Below are 24,055 nucleotides of genomic sequence, written 5' to 3' on the forward strand. Positions count from 1 at the left end.
CCGCTTCGTTTTTAACATCGCTTATGGAAAAAAATAGTCTGTTTAGTCAGCGCATCCGTTTGCGCCACCTTCATACATTCGTAGCTGTCGCACAACAAGGAACTTTGGGGCGCGCGGCTGAAACCCTTAATTTGAGTCAACCTGCGCTCTCTAAGACATTGAATGAACTGGAGCAGCTGACTGGCGCTCGCTTGTTTGAGCGTGGTCGTCAGGGGGCGCAACTTACCTTACCCGGCGAACAATTTTTAACGCATGCAGTCAGAGTTCTTGACGCCATCAACACTGCCGGACAGTCGCTTCATCGTAAAGAAGGTCTTAATAATGATGTCGTCAGGGTTGGTGCACTACCTACTGCGGCACTGGGGATATTACCTTCGGTTATAGGTCAGTTTCATCAGCAACAAAAAGAGACGACCTTGCAAGTTGCGACAATGAGTAACCCTATGATTCTGGCGGGTTTAAAAACCGGGGAAATCGATATCGGCATTGGTCGGATGTCAGATCCTGAACTGATGACCGGGCTTAATTACGAACTGCTGTTTCTTGAATCGTTGAAGCTGGTTGTCCGCCCTAATCACCCGCTACTTCAGGAGAACGTAACGCTAAGCCGGGTGCTGGAATGGCCGGTCGTTGTATCACCAGAAGGCACTGCGCCACGCCAGCATTCAGATGCATTAGTGCAGAGCCAGGGCTGTAAAATTCCTTCGGGTTGTATCGAAACGCTGTCTGCTTCGCTATCTCGTCAACTTACGGTTGAATACGATTACGTGTGGTTTGTCCCTTCTGGCGCTGTAAAAGACGACCTGCGTCATGCCACGCTGGTGGCCCTGCCTGTTCCGGGACATGGTGCAGGCGAACCGATTGGAATACTGACCCGCGTAGATGCGACGTTCTCTTCTGGTTGCCAGTTGATGATTAACGCTATTCGAAAATCAATGCCGTTCTGAAAGGTGAAGGGATCTGTCGATCCCTCCTTGAACATTTTCACACCGTAGCGAAACTAACTGGTTCACCCGCTCCGCGAGGTTCTGCCGACACAGAATGTTTGTGCAGACGGAATACATCCACCGCCTCAGTTAATCGTGCCGCCTGTTCTTCAAGGGACACCGCCGCCGCTGAGGCCTCTTCTACCAGAGAAGCATTCTGTTGCGTCACCTTATCCATTTCAGAAATCGCCTGGCTAACCTGCGTTATGCCTCTACTTTGTTCATCCGAGGCGGCGGCGATTTCCTGCATGATATGTGTGACACTCGCGACGGCATCAACAATAGTGCTCATGGTTTTCCCTGCCGTTGCCACCTCATCCGACCCCAGGTCAATTAACCTGACTGATTCACTGATCAAGCCTTCAATCTCTTTCGCCGCTTGGGCGCTGCGGCTTGCGAGTGTCCGTACTTCGCTGGCGACAACGGCAAATCCACGGCCTTGCTCACCCGCTCGCGCGGCTTCAACGGCAGCATTCAGTGCCAGAATATTCGTCTGGAAAGCAATACTGTTGATGACGGCGGTGATCTCGGAAATTTTCTTCGAACTTGTAGAGATAGCGCCCATCGTTTTTACTACACCGGAAACCGTCTGCCCGCCATCGCTGGCTTTAATAGAAGCCTCTTGCGCCAGTTTGCTGGCATGATGCGCGTTATCCGCATTCTGTTTCACCGTCGCAGTGAGTTGCTCCATGCTAGCGGCAGTTTGTTCGATAGCCGCCGCTTGTTCTTCGGTGCGAGATGACAGGTCCGCATTGCCAGCTGAAATTTCGCTGGTGCCACGATAAATCTCTTCCGCACCCTGTCGAACAGTCCCTACTGTCATCCCCAGTGAATGCTGCATTTGCTGTAAATGACGACTTAAGCGACCGATTTCATTACGACCCGCCGGTTCATCATTCATCGTCAGATCGCCACTGGCGATTTTTTCAATCCGTTGTGCGGCATGTTGCAGTGGACGAATGACGATCCGACGTAGCACCATAAATGTTATCAGCGTCATGACCAGGGCAAGCACAAACGCGCCAATCATGAACATCCCACCCAGGCGGGTGCGCTGATGGGCCAGTTCCGCCAGTTGGTTGGCTCTGGTGCTACGTATCTTAACGGCTTTGTTCAAAATATCGGTATAAGCATTATCCAGCGGTCGGATCTGCTCACTTTCATGATTGATAATCGCTTCAAACATGCCATTTTTGGCATATTTCAACATAGGTTGCATACCCGTGATATAAGCCTGAAAGCGTTGATTTAATTCAGTGTCGAGGGCTTCATCAGCAGGTGTTTTCACCGGCCGATTCTGATAAGCACGATAACCTTGCTGCGACTGTTTAATCTCCGATTCGGCTTGCGCAATATTGCGCTTCATTGCTTCCATTTCCGCAATACGACTCGCAGCCCCGGCCTGAATCATATTGATCCGGGCTGAACGCAAAAAATCTGAACTGTTCGCTAACCCGGTCCGAATCTCAATCTCCGCAGTAACATCACGCTGATCGCGATCGGCCTGCCAGAGGAAATAGCCAGCCAGAGCAGAACTTAATGCGAATAGAACTAAGATACCGCCAAGAATGCAGGCAAATAACGGAACCAGCCTGATGTGATGCAAAAAACCTAATCGATGTGAGGGAGTTGTATTCATTACCGTTGTCTCTCGTCCAGGTTTACTCCTGATAGAAAGTCATCGGCACTTGACGGTAATTACTTATGACCAAAAACCTCTTTGCGTCACATTTTTACAACAATTATTGCAGAGAAAATTAATGCTATTGGAATGAAGAGAGTAACGAATGGCTAAACTGGCTAACCCGAATGACGAAAAATTCTGGAAAACAGCACGCAATTTCGTGAAGTGATTATTTTCGTCCCTAAGGAAACCTCATAGGATGCCTGCGGGTGCCTGAGACTTTCTGTTTTCAGGCTAACCGGGAATCAGAAAGACGAAGGCCCCGACCGATATTTCTATCAACCGAGGCCAACGAATGAACCTAGCAATTCAGATCTTAGCCTCTTACCCGCCATCCGGCAAGGAGAAAGGCTATGAAGCACAACCCTCTGGTGGTGTGTCTGCTCATTATCTGCATTACGATTCTGACATTCACACTCCTGACCCGACAAACGCTCTACGAACTGCGGTTCCGGGACGGTGATAAGGAGGTTGCTGCGCTCATGGCCTGCACGTCCAGGTAAGGGCAAGCGCGGGGATTTTCCCCGCGCATCTGACTAGCAGATTCATTTTCTCATGGCACCCCTTTTACACTTCAGTTAGTGCATGTTTTTTTCGAGGCACTAATAGAACCATCATTACAGACAAATTTGCCGCCTGCCGTACAGTGTGAGATCCCCCCTTTCGAACCAGAACAGGGTTTGCGCCCGGCATCGGCATAAAAGGAAACAAGCGTTCCCATAAACAAAATAAGTGCCAGTTTTTTCATATAACCTCCATGGTTTATCGAATCTTATGTTCGATTTGAACGTTATACGCTGGTTTATTTTGATACCGTTGATGAGATCAAAGATCGGGTGAATTGATTAAAAATAAGCCAGATGGACGTATGGGCAAGGATTATGGTTTTATTTGTCATACAAATAAATATAATAGGCGCTTCCGATGTAGACCCGTATTCTTCGCCTGTACCACGGGTCGGTTTTAGTACAGGCGTTTTCTTTAAATATCCTTCAGGAACGTTTACGCGGCATCATGCGTAGAAGTGTGTTGTCCTTCCAGAAATAGTGGTGTGCCAGTGCAGCCGCAGCGTGCAACCCGATGACAAAATATCCCAGATTCGCCAGCGTCTCATGCCACGACTTTAAGCTATCAACCCGTTCGAAATTGGCCTCTGAAGCGTAAGGCATCGTCAAACCAAACGCAAACCACGGGTTGCCCCGGTTATACATCATCACCAAACCAATCACTGGCAGCGCAATAAACAGGAGATAAATCACCAAATGTCCCAAATGCGCCAGTCCCGTCATCATCGGTTTTGGCTTAGGTATAATCGGCGGGGTTGGGTATTTCAGTCTTAACAAAAGACGAACCACCATCAGCACGAGAATTGAGATACCACAGGAAACATGAACCATGTTGATGAGTGGCCGATCGCTACGTGGGAAGAAACCACGAAACTCCATTGCGCAATACGCTGCGATAACCAGCAAAAAGACCAGCCAGTGAATGCTGATTTGTAACCTTGAGTATTTATTTTCCATAACATTTCCTGCTTTAACATAATTTTCCGTTAACATAACGGGCTTTTCTCAAAATTTCATTAAATATTGTTCACCCGTTTTCAGTACGTTACGTTTCACTGTAAGAATGGAGATTGCCCATCCCACAATCCTGGGCTAAGCCTGGAAAGGATCAATTTTCATCCGAACGTTCCTGACAGGAGAAAACCATGAGTAAAGTTGGTATTAACGGTTTTGGTCGTATCGGTCGACTGGTGTTGCGTCGATTACTTGAAGTCAAAAGCAACATAGACGTTGTCGCTATTAATGATCTCACTTCCCCAAAAATTCTCGCCTATCTGCTGAAACATGATTCAAACTATGGTCCGTTCCCCTGGAGCGTTGATTTTACGGAAGATTCACTTATCGTTGATGGGAAAAGTATCTCGGTTTACGCCGAAAAAGAGGCTAAAAATATTCCGTGGAAAGCGAAAGGGGCAGAAATCATTGTCGAATGTACTGGCTTTTATACCTCCGCCGAGAAATCGCAGGCGCATCTTGATGCTGGTGCGAAGAAGGTGTTGATTTCCGCCCCTGCCGGTGAAATGAAAACTATCGTTTATAACGTCAATGACGACACTCTGGATGGCAACGACACCATTGTTTCCGTGGCGTCATGCACCACTAACTGTCTTGCGCCGATGGCCAAAGCCTTGCATGACAGTTTCGGGATAGAAGTCGGCACGATGACGACCATTCATGCCTATACTGGCACCCAGTCACTGGTGGATGGCCCACGTGGTAAAGATTTACGTGCTTCACGCGCAGCGGCAGAAAATATCATTCCCCACACTACGGGGGCGGCAAAAGCCATTGGTCTGGTGATCCCGGAACTGAGCGGCAAACTGAAAGGTCATGCGCAACGCGTGCCGGTGAAAACAGGTTCGGTCACTGAACTGGTATCGATTCTCGGAAAAAAAGTGACTGCCGAAGAGGTGAATAACGCACTTAAACAAGCAACCACCAATAACGAGTCATTTGGTTATACCGATGAAGAAATAGTCTCTTCCGATATCATTGGCAGCCATTTCGGTTCGGTGTTTGATGCCACGCAAACGGAAATTACCGCCGTGGGCGATTTACAACTGGTGAAAACGGTCGCCTGGTACGATAACGAATATGGCTTCGTCACGCAGCTTATTCGCACCCTCGAAAAATTCGCTAAACTCTGACGCGCACAGGCGGAGGAAAAAACCTCCGCCTCTTTTACTCATTACGACTGTAAATAAACCACCTGGGTCTGCAGATATTCATGCAGGCCATGTTTACCATCTGCGCCGCCAATACCGGATTTACGCCATCCGGCGTGGAAGCCTTGCATAGCTTCGAAGTTTTCACGGTTGATGTAAGTTTCACCAAACTTCAGCCCTTTAATGGCTTTCATCGCGACGTTCAGATTTTGGGTATAGATTGATGAGGTCAGGCCGTAATCACTGTCATTAGCCATTGAGATAGCCTCTTCCAGCGTGTCAAATGCGACCACCGGCAGAACCGGGCCAAAGGTTTCCTCATGCATAATCGACATTTCCTGGCGAACATCCAGCAGCAATGTCGGCGGATAATAATATCCTTTCCCCTCTACCGCTTTGCCACCCAACGCCACTCTCGCCCCTTCTTCTACTGCGCGCGCCACTTTTTGCTCAACCCTTTCCAGCGCCGCGGCGTTAATCAACGGCCCCATCGCAATGTCGTTGCGTTCAGCGGGGTTACCAAATTGAACCGCCTGCATCGCTTCACCCAGCCGATTGACGAACTGATCATAAATGCCTTTCTGTACATAAACACGTTCTGCACAGTTACACACTTGCCCACTATTAATGACGCGTGAATCAACGATGGCTTTGACTGCCAGTTCAAGATCGGCATCGTCCATTACGATAGCTGGTGCTTTACCCCCCAATTCCAGACACACTTTGGTGATGTTTTTCGCCGCAGTCGCCATGATCTTCTCACCTGCAGAGACGCTGCCTGTCATACTGACCATTGCGACCTTTGGGTTACCCGCCAGTTCTTGCCCAACGGTTTCACCACGCCCCAGTACAAGGTTAAACACGCCGCGCGGAAGTCCTATTTCATCGACGATTTTGGCGAATGCAATCGCATTGTTTGGCGTAAATTCACTAGGTTTAATGACGATGGTATTACCGGTCAAAAGAGCGGGAGCCATTTTGCGGGCAATGAGGAAGAACGGGAAGTTCCACGGCAGAATGCCGGTAGTCACACCAAGCGCACGTTTAAACAAAAGAATATTTTCTCCTGGACGATCGCTTTGAATAATCTCGCCCTCGTAACGCCGTGCCCACTCCGCCATGTAATCGATATAGTCGGCAGTAAAAGCCACTTCGACTTCAGCCAGCTGCTGGATCTTGCCCCCTTCTTCAACAATCAGCGCACTGATTTCACTGGCGCGTTCGCGGATCCCGGCGGAGATTTTGCGCAACCAACTGGCGCGTTCAATAGCAGGCAACGCTTCCCATTCTGGTTGTGCACGTTCTGCTGCATCGATTGCCTTACGGGCATCCTCGGCCTGACCATCGGGTATGCGGGAAATGACAGCCTCTGTAGCAGGGTTTACCACATCAATCCATGCGTCTCCACGCCAGGTAACAAACTGTCCATCGATATACATAGGATGTTGAACGGGTACTGACATGGGCGACTCCTGTGATTTATATGTTTATTTTCGGTGAATGCATTGTTAATTAACATCAATCATCAGAGAGACGGCATCGTGAAAGGACAATTCTGTGAAGGGCTTCATAAAAACAAGTGTAAAAGGAATAAAAGGCAGAAATAAAAGTCAGGAGTCATGCCCGTTTGCAAACAAGTGGTTCACAAACGGGCAATTTTTAACGTAACGAGCGACTTTCCATCGCCTCGATGAGCACCGCATCATGTTTCAGCGTTTGCCATGCATGGATGACTTCTGCCGGAAAATCAACGTGAACGATAAAATCTCGCCCGCGGGGACCGTAGCCATCGCTATCATCGCGTAAACGCGGCAGCTCGCCAGTGAGTAGTGAGAGATAACGCTCAACCGGCCATAATCCTTGTAACTGATTAATAAAGATTACACTGTCTGCGTTATTTCCTAACTGAGGAACGAATCCGGGATAACTTAACCAGCGTGGTGCATCGGGATTGTCCCCAGTCATACGGCGGAACGTCGCCATCGTGCGCCGCTGCATGGTGGGGTCCTGAACAACGATAGCCGTATGAACTCGTTCTACGGCCTGTTTCAATAGCGCGATGCTAAAGCGTGCGTTTTCACCGCAGTTTGTTGACTGGTCTTCAATCCAGATTTTTTCATGCGGAATGTGCCAGAACTGATGAGCGATATCCGCCAGGATGGTCGCTTCTGCTCTGCCAGTGGTGCGGATAGTGTTGTAGTGCGGATGCTGTGCGATGGCGCTATACAAAAAAGTTGTCGAGTGACCGATACCACCACTAATCAGTAAAGGAATTTGCTGATCGCGAGCAATCTTACATGCCGCGTCGATAGTCGGCATAACCGCATTGCCTGCAAGGATCACGCAATCGGCCTGATACGGCACCTCACCGGAGAAATCATCCTGCGCCAGCCACTGTCCGATAACATTTATGGCATCTATAGTTGCCGGCGAAAGCGTCGGAAACGGGGTAATGTTCATGGTTCCTCCTTATCGTTCCCTTAAGAATACTGCGTGAGATAATAGTGAGAAGCGGAGCACTCTGAAAGGAGGAAGTCGTATGTCCTTAACCGCCACTCCGCAAGCCTGACATATCTTTTAAGGAAATGCTGTAGATAAACATTATTCATCTTGCAGCAGAGAATTGTATTTTTCTGAATTCCTGAATTTTTACCCTTACCGTTTTAGAATTAATAAAAAACCCGGCGCTAAATGCTTACCGGGTTTTTTCTTTATCAGGCAAATAGCAGGGTTAACCGCTAATCTGCTCCATCGCCTGCAAAATACGCTTATCTGAAATCGGATAAGGCGTACCAAGTTGTTGAGCGAAGTAACTAACGCGCAACTCTTCTATCATCCAACGGATCTCTTTCACGTCTTCATCCTCACGACGTGCAGGCGGCAGTTTGTTGATCCATTGCTGCCACGCCTGCTGGACGTTTTCGACTTTCAGCATCTGAGCACGGTCGCGATGTGGATCAACCGCCAGTTTTTCCAGCCGTTTTTCAATCGCCTGCAAATATCGCAGCGTGTCGCCCAGCCGTTTGAAGCCGTTACCAGTGACAAAACCGCGATATACCAACCCGCCCATCTGCGCTTTAATGTCAGAAAGCCCCAGTGCCATGGTCATATCCACCCGCCCTTTCAGACGTTTGTTGATATTGAACACTGCCGTAAGAATTTGCTCGACCTGCTTCGCAATATCTACCACCGTGTCGTTCAGTTCGGCACGCACTTTCTCATGCAGCGCAGCAAAGCCTTCTTCCGTCCAGACCGGGCCACCATTGGCGTCGATCAGTTGATCCACACCGCAGGAGATACAGTCGTCGATCAGCTCCAGCACTTTGCCATACGGGTTAAAGTACAGTCCAAGCTTGGCTTTGTTTGGTAACTTCTCATGTAAATACTTGATCGGCGAGGGAATATTTAGCAGCAGTAGACGGCGAAGACCGTTCCACATTGCCTGTTTTTGCTCCAGCGGGTTATCAAACAGTTTGATCGCCACACTGTCACGTTCATCCACCAGCGCCGGCCACGCCTTCACTTTATAGTTGCCGCGCTTCTGTTCGTAGCTTTCCGGCAGTTGCCCAAAGCTCCAGATATGCAGCCCGCTCTGCTCGATACCGTCATCCGCCACCGCGGACAGCGTTTCCTGCACTTTGCCTTTCAGCGCATCTTTCAGATCCTGTAATGAGCGCCCTTCTTTTAGCTTCTTATTTTTGTCGTCCACCACGCGGAAGGTGATTTTCAGGTGATCGGGCACCTGATCCCAGTGCCAGTCTTCGCGGTCAACGGTAACACCGGTCATCCGCCGTAACTCGCGCTCAAGGCTGTCGAGCAACGGTAACTCCAGCGGTGTGACGCGGCCTAAAAACGCTTCGGCGTAGTTTGGTGCGGGTACAAAATTACGGCGTACCGGTTTCGGCAACGATTTAATCAGAGCAATCACCAGTTCGCGGCGCAGACCGGGGATCTGCCATTCAAACCCGCTTTCCTCAACCTGGTTAAGTAACGGCAGCGGAATATGTACGGTCACACCGTCAGCATCCGCGCCGGGCTCAAACTGATAGCTCAAACGCAGCTTGAGATTGCCCTGATGCCAGAAGTTCGGGTAATCCAGCTTGCTGATTTTTTCTGCGCCCTCTTTGATCAACATGCTTTTTTCAAAGTTGAGCAAATCAGGGGTTTCGCGGCTGACTTTTTTCCACCAGCTGTCGAAGTGGCGTGCAGAGATCACATCGTGGCTGATGCGCTGGTCGTAGAACTCAAACAACGTTTCGTCATCAACCAGAATATCGCGGCGACGTGATTTGTGTTCCAGCTCTTCCACTTCGGCCCGCAGTTTCAGGTTTTCACGGAAGAATGCGTGACGCGTCTGCCAGTCACCTTCCACCAGCGCATGGCGAATAAAGAGTTCACGGCATAACGCCGGATCGATCTGGCTGTAGTTGACCTTGCGCGCGGCAACAATCGGCAAACCATAAACAGTGACTTTTTCCGTTGCCATCACCGCGCCCTGCGCCCGTTCCCAGTGAGGTTCGCTGTAGGTGCGTTTAATCAAATGCTGAGCGACAGGCTCCACCCATTCCGGGTCGATACGCGCAGCAATGCGCCCCCACAGGCGGCTGGTTTCTACCAGTTCCGCCACCATTACCCATTTCGGCGGTTTTTTGAATAAACCAGAACCGGGAAAGATGGAGAAACGCGCGTTACGTGCGCCGGTATATTCTTGTTTATCGGCATCTTTCATGCCGATATGGGAAAGTAAACCCGTCAGCAACGCAATGTGAATTTCGCGATACTCCGCCGGTTCGCTGTTAACCGGAATGCCAAGTTCTTTCACCACCTGGCGCAACTGGGTGTAGATATCCTGCCATTCGCGCACGCGCAGATAGTTGAGATAATCGGTACGACACAGGCGACGGAAGGCGTTGGAAGAAAGCGCCTTTTGCTGCTCGCCAAGATAATTCCACAGATTCACAAACGCGAGGAAGTCAGACTCTTTGTCGTGGAAGCGACGATGTTTTTCGTCCGATGCCTGCTGTTTATCCATCGGACGCTCGCGCGGATCCTGAATGGAAAGCGCGGACGTGATAATCATCGCCTCACGCACGCAGCCATGTTTTTGCGCTTCCAGCACCATACGCGCCAGACGTGGATCGACAGGCAACTGCGAGAGCTGGCGACCGAGCGGCGTCAGTTTATAGGCGCTGGCCTGTTCATCCGTGGTGATCGCGCCCAGTTCTTCGAGCAGACGCACGCCATCCTGGATATTGCGTTTATCCGGTGCTTCGACAAACGGGAACGCAGCGATATCGCCCAGCCCCAGCGCGGTCATCTGCAAAATAACCGAGGCCAGGTTGGTACGCAGAATCTCCGGATCGGTAAACTCCGGGCGCGAAAGGAAATCGTCTTCGGAATAGAGACGAATACAGATCCCTTCGGACACACGCCCACAGCGGCCTTTACGCTGATTGGCAGACGCCTGCGAAATGGGTTCAATCGGCAAACGCTGCACTTTGGTGCGATAGCTGTAGCGGCTGATACGTGCTGTACCGGGATCGATAACGTATTTAATCCCCGGTACGGTCAGCGAGGTTTCCGCGACGTTGGTCGCCAGCACAATGCGCCGTCCGCTGTGCGACTGGAACACGCGGTTCTGTTCGCTGTTCGAAAGCCGCGCATAAAGCGGCAAGATTTCGGTATGACGCAGATTTAGCTTGTTCAGCGCATCGGCGGTATCGCGAATTTCCCGCTCACCACTCATAAAGATCAGAATGTCGCCAGGGCTTTCCTGACTCAGTTCGTCTACGGCGTCAAAAATCGCCTGCAACTGATCGCGCTCGGTGTCGTCGGCTTCTTCAACAATCGGTCGATAGCGCACTTCCACCGGATAGGTCCGACCGGAGACTTCGATAATCGGCGCATTATTAAAGTGGCGCGAAAAGCGTTCCGGGTCGATAGTCGCGGAAGTGATAATGATTTTTAGGTCAGGACGCCGCGGCAGCAACTCTTTCAAATAGCCGAGCAGAAAATCGATATTCAGGCTGCGTTCGTGTGCTTCGTCAATAATGATGGTGTCGTACTGCATCAGCAGGCGGTCTTGCTGGATCTCCGCCAGCAGGATACCGTCGGTCATCAGCTTGACCATCGTGTTATCACTAACGTGATCGCTGAAACGCACTTTGTAACCGATGCAACCGCCCGGCTCCGTTTTCAGCTCTTCCGCAATACGGTTCGCCACCGTTCTTGCCGCCAGGCGACGCGGCTGGGTATGGCCGATCAGCCCTTTAATCCCGCGCCCCAGCTCCATACAGATTTTCGGTAACTGAGTCGTTTTACCAGAACCCGTTTCCCCGGCGACGATCACCACCTGGTGATCACGAATCGCTTCGAGAATGTCCTGTTTTTTCTGACTAACCGGTAAATTGTCAGGATAAGTAATTTCCGGTCGTGCCGCTTCACGCAGCAGGACTTTCCCTGCCGCCTGGTCAATCTCTTTCGCCATCTCCTGGAAAATGGCCTGTTGTGCATCAGGATTTTTAACCTTCTTAACACCGTGCAGACGCCGAGAAAAACGCAGTCTGTCGCGCAGCATCAGCGAATCCAGCCGCTGCTGCAAGGCCGTAAAGGTCAATTTTTGTTGTTCTGTCATAACGTTAGTGGGCAGTAGTCTGCCTGATTAATTTTCTTTTAAATGATAGATATAGAGTACCACATCGCGGCTTTCTATGCGTTGTTCAATAAATTCGAACATAGGCTTCGATTTATTGCGCTATCTCTGTGGCAGGATTGTGAATAAAGTGTCAGCAAGCAACGGGGCATCGCCCATTCAAACATCTATAAGGAAACACCATGAGCAAGGTATTAGTTCTTAAATCCAGCATCCTGGCAGGGTACTCTCAGTCTAATCAGTTGTCCGATTATTTTGTTGAACAATGGCGCGAAAAGCACTCCGCTGATGAAATCACCGTTCGCGACCTGGCTGCAAATCCGATTCCGGTACTGGATGGCGAACTGGTTGGTGCACTGCGTCCGAGCGATGCGCCGCTGACTCCGCGTCAGCAGGAAGCTCTGGCGCTTTCCGATGAGCTGATTGCCGAGCTGAAAGCCCACGACGTTATCGTTATTGCGGCACCGATGTATAACTTCAACATCTCAACTCAGTTGAAAAACTATTTTGACCTGGTTGCACGCGCAGGCGTTACTTTCCGCTATACCGAGAACGGTCCGGAAGGTCTGGTAACGGGTAAAAAAGCCATCGTTATTACCAGCCGCGGTGGGATCCACAAAGATGGACCAACGGACCTGGTGACGCCGTATCTGTCCACGTTCCTCGGCTTTATCGGCATTACCGATGTGAAATTTGTCTTCGCCGAAGGGATCGCATACGGTCCGGAAATGGCAGCGAAAGCGCAGTCTGACGCGAAAGCGGCCATCGACAGCATTGTTGCTGCATAACCGGACACGATCTTGATGTGGACTGTAGTTCAGTCCACATCTCAATCCACTTACCTGTTTTCCCATAATTTCAGCATCGCTTTGTGATCTTCCTTAAGCACAATATGCGAACGTCTGGCTCGAATATAACTAATCGCTTCATCAACGGTTTTACAGTGTCCGTAACATAACAACCATGCCGCCACTACCAGCGCACTGCGCGATAATCCCAACGCGCAATGAACCAGAACGCTGCCTTGCTCTTCGCGTAATGTTTCCAGCATCGCCACGGCCTGTCGGAGCTCCCCCTCTTCCGGAACCACCAGATCCAGCATCGGTACACAGAAATAGAGTCGATCTTTTGTCGCTCGTCCGCGAGGGAATTCAAAGGTGACGTCCAGAACCGCATTCTGTGCCGGAATATGTCGTGGAAACGCCCCTAAATAAACACCAGCAGTCATTTTGCTCACCGGCTCCAGGCGACGACAAAACCAACGCATAGACAGCCACATCCCGATGCGGCAGGGCAATGTCAGCCAGTAAACGGCGGGCGGTAGTTTCCCCTGACTATCTTTCCCTGTTGTTATCGCGCCAAGCCCACCGTACCCACGGCCAATTATGAGTAGCGATAATACTGGCCAACATAACCAGACTGACCACCATAACTGAATCATCATCATTAGCTCCATCAATACAATGCACGAGCCCGCGCCTACGACATAGGGCAGTGCTATTTTGATTCGACGTTGATCAGGTTTCTGATAATTCCAACGACGGTCGACGGGCACCATCCAGTCAATCAACATACCTACCGCCAGCCCTGTGATGACATCAATAAAATGATGCTGCCAGGTCGTCAGAGTAGAAATAGCGATGAGTAAAAACCATCCGCCGCAGACTTTACGCCACCTCTCAGCCAGATGCTGACGAAAGTGACGCCAAAGTAGCCAGCAGAGAATAATATGCAGCGAAGGAGACTGGTTATAAGGCAGATCAAACAGTTCAAGTTGCGAAAATAGCCATCCCGTCACCCCACTCACTTCAGGACGGATAAAACTAAACTTCAGCGGATAGAGCAAAAAACCGCAGCAGGCCATTACCGTTGCCAGAATAAGCCGGTGGACAAGTCGGCGCTGTTCGAATGTCGTGCTACAAACGAACAGCGAAAATCCATATAAAAGATCCAGACTCCAGTAAGGAACAATAGTCCAGGGAAGAAAAGGGATCGCCGTTTCCCAACCGAATACCTGACTGGGGATATCATGGCTGTTAAGGTCCTGAACCGCGGTGAACTGATTAAGAGATCCATAGGTGAAGAAGAAAAACGGGGCCAGCAACAATAACCAGCCAGCGCCTTGTAGCAATACGTTCCGACGTTCAGTTATCACGACGCACCGCCATCGAAACCGTAAAAATACCCCACTCATCAATCCGTTGTGTGCATTTATCAAATCCGGCATCACGCACGAGTGAATCCATCTCCCCTTGCGAACGCACGCGCATTACCCACGGTTTACCATCTTTATGACTGGTTAACACCCCGGCAATCATCTCCAGTTGAGGGTGCCACGGCTGCCCGGTGTAGATGAGAATGCCGCCCGGTTCGATGGCATTGGCAAGACCTGCGAGTGAGTTTTTTACCTGCTCATTTTCGGGAAACAGCTCATACAGTCCAGAGACAATCGCCAGCGTAGGCCGCGGAGTTAACGCGCTGAGTTCCTCCGGGTTAAACGCATCGCCCTGTTCAAAACGCACCCGCCCAGACATTCCCCGTTGGGCAATCATCGCTTGCCCCTGTGCAACATTTAACTCACTGTAATCACGTAACAAAATATCGCTTACGGCAGGCTCGTTTGCCAGCGCATTCAGTACATAGCGCCCATGCCCTGCGGCAATGTCAACCACGCGGACGGCTAAACCTTTGGCGTGGAGATCGGCAACGGCTTGTTTAATCAGTATTTGTAAATGGGTTTTACGCTGGCGAATACCGCGCCAGCCAACACTGTTCAGGTAGATTTTGTCAATTAAGCGCCCGAATGCGTTACTGCCTTGCGGTTGATTTTGATAGACATAATCCAGGGAACTGCCTGAATCAAAGCCGGTGCTCATTCCGAGATGCAGGCCCGCAGAGTGCGCCCCGAACAATTTCATCGCCTTTCGCATAAAGCGATACGCCAAATCAACCGGCGATAATGGCACGGGTCCACCTGAAAGGAGCCGCCAGCGATCCGCTGATGGTCCAGTGCGGTCTTCATGCTGATAATCAAATTTTTGTGACTTGTTAGCATATAAACGACTAATAAAGCTTTGCATTTTTTCAAATGCCTGCGCCCTGTTCTCTTCACCCAACGTGTCGTGATAAAAGCCTGGCAGCAGATGCAGCTCTTTCAGAGGGCTACGTAATCTCTGATAAAAATCAATCTGCGGTTGGCGATGCACCACATAGTCATCGCCTGATATCAGAAGTTGCGTGGGGAGCGTAATCGCCGCCGCATCTCTAATAATACGTTCAGACGTTTTGTAGAGATCGAGCAAGATATTAACGGCAATCGCCCGTGTGATCAGCGGATCATTATTGAAACTCGCCACCCGTTGCCGATCGTGGGTCAAATAGCGTCCTTTCACATAGGAATTAATAAAAAACAGACCACGCAGACGATGCCATAACGCCAGCGCAGGACGTGCCAGCGGTACATACAATTTAACCTTAAAGGCCGGAGAAGCCAGCACCAGCCCGCGAATTGCAGGCGCATAATCATGAACCCATGTGGCAACCAGCACTGCGCCGACGCTTTGCGCGATCACTACCACCTCATCCAGTCCGACCTGGCTATCGCTGGCAGCAAAACGAACAAATTCATCGACATCCTGCACTGAACGCGCAAGAGATGGGCTATAACCACGCGGCCCCGAAGTTTGTCCATGCCCTCGGGCATCCCAGGCATAAAAAGCAGTATCTGGCATCGCCAGTTCATCAACGATATGTTGTAGACGACCAGAATGTTCATGGCCACGATGAAATAAGACGATGACCTTTTTCGCCCCGGGCTGTAAAGCGGGCCAGTGCCGATAAAACAACGCTGTATTATCACTGGTGGTAAAAAAATGTTCCCCAGAGATGCGTGAATTTTCCATTTTCTCTATTTTCCTTCAGTAACAGCAGTAGCGAATAAAATAAAAAAATACCGGAGCGGTGAAAATTAATGAGTCAATCCTGTCAAGGAGTCCGCCATGTCCTGGTAATAGTTTTCCACTATCTTTAACACCAATATCTCGTTTGATGGCTGACATCACTACATCGCCGCAAAAACCACTAATACCAATTAACAAACCCGCTAATAATGCCTGTAATGTATTTAGCGGTGTCAGCAACGGTCCAATAATCAGTGACGCAATCATGGTGGTGATTACGCCCCCCACCAGGCCTTCCAGCGCTTTTCCCGGGCTGACTTTGGGGACCACTTTTCTTCTGCCGCAGGATTTCCCCCATAAATACTGTGCAATATCGTTTGACTCGGTTAACGCCAAAAGAAATAACACCAGTAACGCCCCGCCCTGGATATTCATGGATGGCAACATTAATAACCAGGCGGCATGACTCAAGGCGAAAACGGTCATTATCCAGCCCCAAAAAATGGCGCTCACGGTATGCAGAAAACCGGAGGGGTCCCCCACAAAAACTTGCCCGGTGGCTAATATTAGAAACCCAGCCAAAGGTATAAATAACAGAAACAGCTCAAAGCAATTAAAACCGATAAGCAAATAGTTAAGAGGAATAACCCAATATAGCCAACGCGGAAAATGTATGGATATAAGCGTACAATATTCTTTCAATGCCAGAAAACTTATCAGCGCAAAAAACGTCAACGTCATCCAGCGTGGACCTGAAATCACCAGTGAAAAACAAATGACGATACCCCACCAGGTACGAATACGTAATGTAACTTCATCCCCTTTTCTCTCCGGTAACCGCCATAGCAGAAAACGGTTTATCAGCGTTGCTAAAATTAACAACGCGAAAAGTGTTGCCAGAGATTTTTCCAGCATTATCTTTCAGCGCTCATAAGAAGCACACTCCGACAACGATTAATCGCAGTCCAGATAAGCAGAATTGAAGCAATGCTCCATAAAAGATTATTCCATTGCATCCACTGTGGATAAATGGCAACGGCAAGCCCCCACAGACCAAATATTAACGCGCGATCGCTTTTGCCAAATGGACCGGCAAAACTGCGAATACCGTTAATCGTCTGCGCGAGTAAACCGCAAAACTCAGTCAATATGGTGCAAAATAACATGAGTATTACGAGTAATGCGTTACTTTCCGGTAAAAATAAAAACGGTAAATAGAGCGCAATATCGGAAATAACATCGCCAGTTTCATTCAAAATCGCCCCCAGACGTGTTTGCTGATCGCACTCACGCGCCAACATGCCATCCAGTGCATTGAGCGCCATACGGATAAAAAGCACGATGGGCAATAGCAAAAAGAGGATGGGTTGTGCCACCAACACTAACAGCAATCCGGTAAGAAGAGAAAGCGCCAGTGCAGCAAGAGTGATGTGATTCGCTGTAACGTGGTGCTTATAAAGCCAAAACATCGTCGGCCTTAACAGCGACTGAAAGAGCGGTTTTATCTGGTAGAGCGTCATTATCAATCCTTGATAATTCGGTTTGCGCTATGGTGCATCAATTCCCCTGACGGAGATATCGCAACACGCCGCTTCATTAAAAATTCAGAATATATCAAGGTATTGGGGACTCACTGCCAGGAATGATTATCCCCAATTAATCAAATAGTTAAGAAACATTACGTTGTGGATCAATACAACTCATCAAGTTTTCTCATCGCTTGTTCCCGTATTGCGCGCGTCTTACCGTTAAGCGCCAGCTGGCGGACTAAATCTAGTTCAGGGTTAACAAGCTCTAACGCCAGCAAAGGATCACGTTTCAGCCTCGCCTTTAATACATCAACTGGAAAACGGGGATTATTCATCGCCACAATCCACCACTCGGGATCAATTTCTGCCGCCAGTACTGCAGGCGGTGTGTGGCGGTTGTTAAGTGCGCCGAACTTGAAAAATGTGAGATTGCTTTTCGCCAGTGTACTCCACCATATACGATCCGGTTGTTTTGCCAGTACATCCAGTTGTGCTAACGCATCGGGGTCGAGTGCATAATAGACGCGTAATGCTTCATCAACCTGCGCACGGGAGCTGTTTTCCTGCCTCAGAAAAAACTTCGCCCAAATATCATTGCGTGGCGTATTTTGCTGTAATTCCTTGAGGACAACAGCGGGTAAATTATCCCAACTAACTAATGCACTCTCTAAAAAGTCCCAGTCTTCCAAACGTATCAGGGCTGTGGCATTTAATAGCATCTGATCATCAACTTCACCGTGGCTGATAAGCTCAGACAAAATCATATCAGCGCTGGTTTCATACGCAGCTGAATCTGCTTTCGGATTATTTTTCCGATGCGTTAAAGCACGTTGCCAAATTTTTTGTTTCATCGACGTGCTCAGATACTGATTTTTCGCCAGATTACTCCACCCCTCAGGATCGTTGAAACGTGTCAATAACCGTTGTAGAGCAGCGTCAGAGTGAATGACCTGCATATCCCGACAGCAAAAGTAGGCAGGGGATTTTTTCTCCATCCTTTTAACAAAATTAAACTGTAAGTTATCTGGCAATGCTAAAAATAACACACGTATTAGATCATCGTCATTCTCGAATTTTTGGTATAAATAGGCTGCAACTTTGTCACTCTCTTGTGGCGTCATCCGCAATAATTGACCATGGTGTTTCATCTCTGCCAGCTTGAACGCTAAGCTTGTGACAACATTGTTTGATGAATCGTTCGCCAACTGCATTGCCTGATTGTAGGTGAGTTGTCCTCCAGCACCGACCTGACGAATAGAGGAATCATCACTGCGGATATAGCCATCAATAATGGATTCAGGCAATAACCACGCATCTTTATAAAGCTCCTGAATGATCATATCCCAATCTCTTTTCGCCAGAGTCATGACGATATCCAGAGGGAGATTTTCACGTAGCGCAAGATTCAACGGACCGACACCATCAGGTAGACGACTCATTCGCGTCATTATTTCAACAGAGAGCGGTTCACGGTCGAGCAACCCCAGAACAACAGGCTGGTAACCCAATTGCTGATCGGTCAACTCCAGAATCTCATTGTCAGGCATATATCTCGCCATACTTTCAATCGTTTGTTCATCATTGCTATTAATAAGTTGTTTGCGTAGGTTAGCTGAAATTCCTTTAAGCCTTGGGAGAGTTCGCATTATGGCAAGATCAAATGTCGCAATATCTCGTCCTTCAAATGCAGCAACGTTGCCTTCATCCAGCATTTGCAATTCCTGCACTAACTCAGGAGAAGGCTTAGGGCGAAACAGCGCTTCTTTTTTCATCTGATTACAGACATTCCCTGCCATGCGAATATTGCTTCGCTTAAAAATTTCTTTCAGAGCATCTTCATCATTTATTAGACCCCAATAATATGCATCAGGATTTATTATCATCAGCGCTTTTTTGACATTTTCAGTGTCATTTTTGTCACTCGCACGGACCATGAATTCACTATTTGTCGAAGACGCAACAACAGGTGCAATTATGTCATTGATAAATATCCCACGCGCATTAATACTCCCCTTAATCGTAGACGGATTATCGTAATATGAGTCGATAAATACCAGTCCACTTGCATTTATCGAACCGGTAATTAACAGTGGTGAATCCGTAACTATATTCGTTGCCGTCACGTTACCGAGAATAACCCATGGATTAGAAAGAGAGAAAGTGGAAATATTACCTTTGACTGTCAAATTGCCAAGAACAATCAATTTTTGATTACTCTCTATATTACCTTCTACCACTAAATCGCCACGATGCACTTTCCAGTCCGATGCAGATAAACCGAAGGGGACAAGATTCACGCTACTGTTGATAGCTTGTTCAACTTGTTGTTTATCTTCAGCGGTAGCCGCAGAAAAAAATGGTTCAATATCAACTGTATTTGCAACACATCGAAGTTCCGCCTGTACTGGAAGACTCAGCATAAACAGGGGAAGTAAACCTATCCAGCCGCAAATCCTGGCCTTAAACATATGCACTCCATGCCATTAAAAAAGAAACAAAAGGGAAATGCATCTTTCCCTTTTGTATATTCGTTATTCTCGCGAAATACCATCCAACGTAGACAACACTTCCTCAGAAAGATGCAATTTTTCAGCAGCCATATTCTCCCGTAAATGCGCAACAGAAGACGTCCCTGGGATCAGCAAAATATTCGGTGAACGTTGTAACAGCCACGCCAGCGCCACCTGCATGGGTGTTGCACCCAGGCTCGCAGCAACATCCGACAGCGTAGAGGATTGCAGCGGTGTAAAGCCCCCGAGCGGGAAGAACGGCACGTAGGCAATGCCGTCACGAGCCAAAGCATCAATCATTGCGTCATCAGCACGATGAGCAATGTTGTATTCGTTCTGCACACAGACGATTTCGGCAATCTTGCGCGCCTCTGCAACCTGCGTCGGTGTGACGTTGCTTAGGCCAATATGTTTTACCAGGCCTTGTTGTTGCATCTCTGCCAGCACGGTCAGGCTGGCTTCAATCGATCCTTCCGCTGGGCCATGACCATCCCCCATCATAATGCGCAAGTTAACCACATCCAGTACGTCCAGCCCGAGATTACGTAGATTATCGTGCACCGCTTTTTGCAGCTCTGCCGGAGAAAATGCGGGCAACCAGGATGCGTCCTCTCCACGCCGCGCACCAATTTTAGTGACAATTGTCAGGTCGTCAGAGTAAGGATAAAGCGCTTCGCGGATAATCTGATTGGTGACGTGCGGACCATAAAAGTCGCTGGTATCAATGTGATTGACGCCCAATGCCAGCGCCTCGCGCAGCACGGTTATAGCGACGTGGCGATCTCTTGGGGGACCAAAAACCCCAGGACCTGCCAGTTGCATCGCGCCATAACCAAGACGGTTAACGGATTTTGTACCGAGAGTAAATGTATTGCTGCTCATCGCACCCTGCCCTGTAATAAAACGGATTGAGAAAAATCAGTATAGAAACGAAAAGAGATAAATAATGCGAAGGCGTAAACAAGATTACTGGATGAGTTGCTCTATTGTCCTGAAAGACACCAAAACAAAACGCGTAAAGCGCCGCATTCGGCAATAAAAAAACCGCAACCTGTATCAGCGTTGCGGTTTAGGTATCACATGCTAAAAATTAGAACGTTCAGTATCTGGACGTTACTGTTTCGGTCGCAGATTCTCATCAAATACCAGGCGTTTCCTGCCAGGTTCAACTTCCCGCAATGGTTCGACTTGATGTAACGTCTGCTTACAGCGTGTCACCAGCACCTGATACTCATGCGTACCCTGCTTTTTCCATGCCAGCTCCTGCTCACTAAGCTCACGAATCAGTTTCGCCGGGCTGCCGACAATCAGGTAATTAGCAGGCATTTCTGCTTTGGCTTTCACAAATGCGGATGCGCCAACAATGCTGTTCTCGCCAATCACCGCACCATCCATCACTACCGCGTTCATTCCCACTAATGCATTGCGGCGGATAATGCAGCCGTGAAGGATAGCGCTATGACCAATATGCCCATCTTCTTCCACGACAGTATCCTGCTCGGGAAAACCGTGCATAACGCAATTATCCTGAATGTTCGCGCCATCTTTCACCACGATACGACCAAAATCGCCACGCAGGCTGGCATTTGGCCCAACGTAAACACCCTTGCCGAGAATAACATCGCCGATCAATACCGCTGTCGGATGGACAAAACTCTCTTCTGGCACAACCGGAGTCAGACCGTCTATCTGATAAATTGGCATAACGCCTCCTGTTCAATATTCAAACCGCCAAAACGTTGAAAATACAGGCTACCCGGCGAAGGCAGTTCACCGACCGAGGTTTCACCTTTTTCACTAACGAACGCTAAAGCAGCAGGCGCTACGCGCTGATAAATGTTGATACACAGCTGACGCGCCGTATGCCCTGCCCAGTGAGCCGGAAGCAACTCCTCCGGCAACAAAGGGTCTTTAAGGACGACACGGCGATAAAAATGGATCAGTAAAAGCTGAATATGAAATGCACGCTCCGGGGTTAACTCGTCTGCTGCCTCTTTTAACAGCTGCACCAACGGGCGGAATGACTGAATAAAGGTTTCGTACATGGCATTTTGTTCAGTTAAATGCCAGCACTCTTCTACTCTGGCACGCAGTGCTGCACGAGAAAGCGCCAGTGGTATTTGCGCTTCAAAACAAATCACGTTATCCGCCACACCCGCTTCATGCAAAAGTGTCTGTACATCGGCCAGTTTTTGCGACGGCGATGCCATCAGGCTGGGTGCCAGTGCGCCAAAACCTTGCCAGATCAACTGCTTTTTGACATCAGCCAGCGTTGATTTATCTAAACCTTCCGAGAGCAACAGGAGCCATTTACCATCCCATGCAGGTTGCTCTGCGCGATAAATTTTACTTTCTGCCCGTCGCGTCAGGCGCAAGCCTTTATCACTGAGGCTATAGAAACTGCGTCGCCCGATGCGGGAAACATCCAGCCAGCCTTCTTTATTAAGACGAAACAAAGCGGTGCGGACGAAACGCTCACCAAATCCCAGCCCTTCCAGCAAAGCAGCCAGACTACCAAGCCAGATTTCACCACCACGATGGGAAAGCGAATCACCATACAGAGAGGAGATCAAAGATGTGCCACTGACCGGAACAGCGTTTACAGCATGTTGGATAAAAGTATCAAGTTTACTCATTCGCTTCAGTCTGTTGTTATTGTTGTGATTTATGAATCATAGCACAGGTCGTATCGACTTCTGGCCCTGGCGCTTTACCCCACCAGGGCCAGACGATACGTCAGGCACCAACAATATTGCGCAGATCAAACACCCGACACGCCTTGCCTTCTGAACGCGGGATACTGCCACAGTTAACGATCATCACATCGGTAGAGATCCCCACCATCGACTTAATCCGATGGCGCAGCTGGTGGCATACCTGGCAACGCTGCTCATGCGTCAATGTCAGGCTACTTTCTTTCAACTCCACTTTCACAGAAAGTGAATCAAGATGCCCCCGGCGGTTCACCTCCAGTTGGTAATGCGGCGATAAATGTTCGAATTTGACAATCTCTTCTTCCAGTTGTGACGGAAAGACATTTACACCGCGAATAATCAACATGTCATCGCTGCGTCCGCTGATGCGATCCATGCGGCGCATAGTCCGCGCCGTTCCTGGTAACAGTCGGGTTAAATCACGCGTGCGGTAACGAATGACCGGCAATGCTTCTTTGGTCAGCGTGGTGAATAACAGTTCGCCATGTTCACCATCGGCAAGCGGTGTGCCGTCATGAGGATTAACAATTTCAGGATAGAAATGATCTTCCCAAATGGTTGGGCCGTCGGTAGTTTCCAGACACTCCATCGCCACCCCCGGCCCCATCACTTCTGACAGGCCATAAATATCCAGTGCGGTGATCCCCAGACGCCGTTCAATCTCTTTACGCATGGCCTGTGTCCACGGCTCAGCACCAAACACTCCAACCCGCAGCGAGCAACCGCTGGCATCACCGCCCAACTGCCGCTCCAGCTCTTCAATCAGGTTAAGGCAATAAGATGGCGTAACCATGATCATATCTGGTTGAAAATCGCGGATCAGTTGCGCTTGTTTTTCCGTCTGCCCACCAGACATCGGGATCACCGTAGCGCCCAGACGTTCGGCACCATAGTGCGCGCCCAGCCCACCAGTAAACAGGCCGTAACCATAGGCAACATGAATTTTGTCTTTGGGCGTGCCACCTGCCGCACGCAAGGAACGCGCTACAATATTGGCCCAGTTATCAATATCGTTTTGCGTATAGCCGACAACTGTCGGTTTACCTGTGGTTCCCGAAGAAGCATGAATGCGCACCACTTGTTCCATCGGCACGGCAAAGGTGTCGAAGGGATAGTTGTCGCGCAGATCCTGTTTGGTGGTACAGGGAAATTTACGCAGATCTGAAAGTTCCCTGAAATCATCAGGATGTACGCCTGCTGCGTCAAATTTGCGCCGATACATCGGGACATTTTCATACGCGTGTTTGAGCGTCCATTTCAGACGTTGTGTTTGCAACGCCTGTAACTCATCAACAGACGCGGTTTCAATCGGGTCAAGCTTTGTATTGGTTATCATTGTAGGGTACTCGC

At 49.2% G+C, this 24,055-nt stretch carries 20 protein-coding genes; 4 read left to right on the top strand and 16 right to left on the bottom strand.

Going from position 1 to position 24,055, the window contains the following annotated elements:
- Positions 1-23: 23 nt before the first annotated feature.
- On the top strand, positions 24-947 hold the full coding sequence (locus tag E0D98_RS00005) for a LysR substrate-binding domain-containing protein (RefSeq protein WP_000414564.1): 924 nt from the start codon (positions 24-26) through the stop codon (positions 945-947).
- A 37-nt stretch (positions 948-984) separates the two neighbouring features.
- Here the strand turns inward: E0D98_RS00005 and trg are convergent, their stop codons facing one another.
- Positions 985-2,625 carry a methyl-accepting chemotaxis protein Trg gene (gene trg / locus E0D98_RS00010; protein WP_001098531.1) on the bottom strand — a complete coding sequence of 547 codons (1,641 nt, stop codon included), beginning with the start codon at positions 2,623-2,625 and terminating at the stop codon, positions 985-987.
- Between the two features lie 398 nt (positions 2,626-3,023).
- Here trg and hokB point away from each other — a divergent pair, with 398 nt between their 5' ends.
- Positions 3,024-3,173, top strand: coding sequence for a type I toxin-antitoxin system toxin HokB (gene hokB, locus E0D98_RS00020; RefSeq protein WP_001320773.1), 150 nt, complete (start codon positions 3,024-3,026; stop codon positions 3,171-3,173).
- On the opposite strand, the gene yncP is transcribed toward hokB, so the two are convergent.
- The 3 genes from yncP to cybB all read right to left on the bottom strand — a co-directional run bounded on the left by yncP (position 3,151) and on the right by cybB (position 4,193).
- Positions 3,151-3,219, bottom strand: coding sequence for a hypothetical protein (gene yncP, locus E0D98_RS27780; protein ID WP_212591405.1), 69 nt, complete (start codon positions 3,217-3,219; stop codon positions 3,151-3,153). The genes hokB and yncP overlap by 23 nt on opposite strands.
- Before the next feature lie 25 nt (positions 3,220-3,244).
- Positions 3,245-3,418 (bottom strand): periplasmic protein, encoded by a 174-nt coding sequence (locus E0D98_RS00025; protein WP_000731833.1) that lies wholly within the window; start codon positions 3,416-3,418, stop codon positions 3,245-3,247.
- A gap of 244 nt (positions 3,419-3,662) precedes the next feature.
- Positions 3,663-4,193, bottom strand: a complete 531-nt coding sequence (gene cybB / locus E0D98_RS00030; RefSeq protein WP_001307188.1) for a cytochrome b561 — start codon at positions 4,191-4,193, stop codon at positions 3,663-3,665.
- A 188-nt stretch (positions 4,194-4,381) separates the two neighbouring features.
- Here cybB and gap point away from each other — a divergent pair, with 188 nt between their 5' ends.
- Entirely contained in the window at positions 4,382-5,383 is a 1,002-nt protein-coding gene (gene gap / locus E0D98_RS00035) for a type I glyceraldehyde-3-phosphate dehydrogenase (protein ID WP_000048682.1), read from the top strand.
- A 41-nt stretch (positions 5,384-5,424) separates the two neighbouring features.
- On the opposite strand, the gene aldA is transcribed toward gap, so the two are convergent.
- From aldA to hrpA, 3 genes are all read right to left on the bottom strand, one after another.
- Complete coding sequence (gene aldA / locus E0D98_RS00040) at positions 5,425-6,864, bottom strand: aldehyde dehydrogenase (RefSeq protein ID WP_000115948.1); 1,440 nt, start codon at positions 6,862-6,864, stop codon at positions 5,425-5,427.
- Between the two features lie 196 nt (positions 6,865-7,060).
- The gene (gene ydcF, locus E0D98_RS00045; RefSeq protein WP_001027931.1) at positions 7,061-7,861 is read right to left on the bottom strand and encodes a DUF218 domain-containing protein YdcF; all 801 of its coding nucleotides are present in this window, start codon (positions 7,859-7,861) and stop codon (positions 7,061-7,063) included.
- A 271-nt stretch (positions 7,862-8,132) separates the two neighbouring features.
- Positions 8,133-12,035 carry an ATP-dependent RNA helicase HrpA gene (gene hrpA, locus E0D98_RS00050; RefSeq protein WP_000139570.1) on the bottom strand — a complete coding sequence of 1,301 codons (3,903 nt, stop codon included), beginning with the start codon at positions 12,033-12,035 and terminating at the stop codon, positions 8,133-8,135.
- Between the two features lie 200 nt (positions 12,036-12,235).
- On the opposite strand from hrpA, the gene azoR reads away from it, so the two are divergent.
- Positions 12,236-12,841 (top strand): FMN-dependent NADH-azoreductase, encoded by a 606-nt coding sequence (azoR, locus tag E0D98_RS00055; protein ID WP_000048948.1) that lies wholly within the window; start codon positions 12,236-12,238, stop codon positions 12,839-12,841.
- A gap of 50 nt (positions 12,842-12,891) precedes the next feature.
- On the opposite strand, the gene E0D98_RS00060 is transcribed toward azoR, so the two are convergent.
- The 9 genes from E0D98_RS00060 to paaK all read right to left on the bottom strand — a co-directional run bounded on the left by E0D98_RS00060 (position 12,892) and on the right by paaK (position 24,041).
- Positions 12,892-14,208, bottom strand: a complete 1,317-nt coding sequence (locus tag E0D98_RS00060) for a phosphatase PAP2/dual specificity phosphatase family protein (protein ID WP_000627367.1) — start codon at positions 14,206-14,208, stop codon at positions 12,892-12,894.
- Complete coding sequence (locus E0D98_RS00065) at positions 14,198-15,955, bottom strand: bifunctional alpha/beta hydrolase/class I SAM-dependent methyltransferase (protein WP_000431899.1); 1,758 nt, start codon at positions 15,953-15,955, stop codon at positions 14,198-14,200. Before E0D98_RS00065 ends, E0D98_RS00060 begins: the two co-directional genes overlap by 11 nt.
- Before the next feature lie 15 nt (positions 15,956-15,970).
- Positions 15,971-16,867: a phosphatidate cytidylyltransferase gene (locus tag E0D98_RS00070; RefSeq protein WP_131890451.1), complete on the bottom strand. Its 897-nt coding sequence runs from the start codon at positions 16,865-16,867 to the stop codon at positions 15,971-15,973.
- On the bottom strand, positions 16,867-17,472 hold the full coding sequence (locus tag E0D98_RS00075; protein ID WP_000177535.1) for a CDP-alcohol phosphatidyltransferase family protein: 606 nt from the start codon (positions 17,470-17,472) through the stop codon (positions 16,867-16,869). The genes E0D98_RS00070 and E0D98_RS00075 overlap by 1 nt, the downstream gene beginning before the upstream one ends.
- 170 nt (positions 17,473-17,642) lie before the next feature.
- Positions 17,643-19,949, bottom strand: a complete 2,307-nt coding sequence (locus tag E0D98_RS00080) for a DUF2773 domain-containing bactofilin (RefSeq protein ID WP_000471500.1) — start codon at positions 19,947-19,949, stop codon at positions 17,643-17,645.
- 63 nt (positions 19,950-20,012) lie between these two features.
- Positions 20,013-20,873 (bottom strand): pyridoxine 4-dehydrogenase, encoded by an 861-nt coding sequence (gene pdxI, locus E0D98_RS00085; RefSeq protein ID WP_000097794.1) that lies wholly within the window; start codon positions 20,871-20,873, stop codon positions 20,013-20,015.
- Positions 20,874-21,104: 231 nt separating this feature from the next.
- On the bottom strand, positions 21,105-21,695 hold the full coding sequence (gene paaY / locus E0D98_RS00090; protein ID WP_001123457.1) for a phenylacetic acid degradation protein PaaY: 591 nt from the start codon (positions 21,693-21,695) through the stop codon (positions 21,105-21,107).
- Entirely contained in the window at positions 21,677-22,627 is a 951-nt protein-coding gene (paaX, locus tag E0D98_RS00095; RefSeq protein WP_000039892.1) for a phenylacetic acid degradation operon negative regulatory protein PaaX, read from the bottom strand. Before paaX ends, paaY begins: the two co-directional genes overlap by 19 nt.
- Positions 22,628-22,727: 100 nt before the next feature.
- Entirely contained in the window at positions 22,728-24,041 is a 1,314-nt protein-coding gene (paaK, locus tag E0D98_RS00100) for a phenylacetate--CoA ligase PaaK (protein WP_000632286.1), read from the bottom strand.
- Positions 24,042-24,055: the final 14 nt, after the last annotated feature.

Origin of the sequence: Escherichia sp. KCJ4928, assembly GCF_004352695.1 — a bacterium.
GTDB lineage: Bacteria > Pseudomonadota > Gammaproteobacteria > Enterobacterales > Enterobacteriaceae > ECMA0423.